Origin of the sequence: Aquidulcibacter paucihalophilus (assembly GCF_002105465.1) — a bacterium.
In the GTDB taxonomy this organism is placed as follows: domain Bacteria; phylum Pseudomonadota; class Alphaproteobacteria; order Caulobacterales; family Aquidulcibacteraceae; genus Aquidulcibacter; species Aquidulcibacter paucihalophilus.
The window spans coordinates 1-1,000 of record NZ_NCSQ01000095.1 but is presented as its reverse complement, the minus strand read 5'-3'; the positions used below and the strand labels follow the sequence as shown (position 1 = coordinate 1,000).

Annotated in this window: 1 pseudogene; it reads right to left on the bottom strand. The window is 57.7% G+C overall.

Going from position 1 to position 1,000, the window contains the following annotated elements:
- Nucleotides 1–1,000: pseudogene (locus B7364_RS07920) on the bottom strand (hypothetical protein); the annotation flags it as partial.

Below are 1,000 nucleotides of genomic sequence, written 5' to 3'. Positions count from 1 at the left end.
CAACAGCCTCAAAGCGAGCAGTTTTTGCGGGTGTCCAGCTTTCAGCCTTGAAGCCGACACCACGGCCTTGGGCAGCCCCATGACCGTTCTTGATCAGATGCTCTGCCCGAGCGCGTAGTTCTGCCTCCATAGCTTCCGAGGCGGGCTCCATCGCGTCCCTGCCATTCGCCCGACGCGCAAGAATGACATCATGCGGGGTTAGGCGGTCGATAGTTGGATCAAAGCGGTGCTCCACCTCGACAACTGGGCGAGCTTCGACCTCGCGTTGGGACGACGGTGCAGCTTCGCTTTCCATGGCCACGCTTTGCTCGGGCGTTCCACGCAGTCTAAAGGCTGCCATGCGCTCCCGGTCCCAATAGGAGCGGATCTCATCCTTGCTGCGCTGAAGGGTATCAAGCCGCTGCTTCATATCTGGTGCAAAAGCGACACCAGCGTTGGTGCGTGTAACCAGACCCATGCGCTCAAGATGAGTGACCCGGCCCCGTGCGACAGCTCCAAAGGTATCAGTCCGGGTGAGTTCCTCTGAAGCTAGTAGCCCACCATTGGCTTCAGCCAGCTTGGTAAGCTTCCGATCAATGTCAGTCCAATAGTTTGCCCGAGTACGCCCAAAGAGCTGTTGTTCGGCCTCTGTGCGTGTCTTATCGCCAAGAAGGCTCTGAGCATGGCTTTCTGCCCGCTGGCGGATGCCTTGGCTGATCATCTCCCGGGGCATGACCAAGGTGGACCCAGTGGCTCTAATGCCCCGGATCAAGACATGGGCATGGGGCTGATCGGTATCGTGATGATTGATGGCGACCCAGGTGAGGGCAGGCTCCTTAAGGTCCCGACTAACATCTCCCATGACATCACGGATGTAGCCTTGAAGGTCTTCCATCTTGTCGGCTTGTTCTGGACTGATGATCAGCCTGAAGTGATGACGATCATCTCCCCATGCTCGTGTCGCTTCTTTCACTGCGTTAGGGGCAAGCTCGCCAGCGGGTCCATAGAAGTGAGCTTCTGA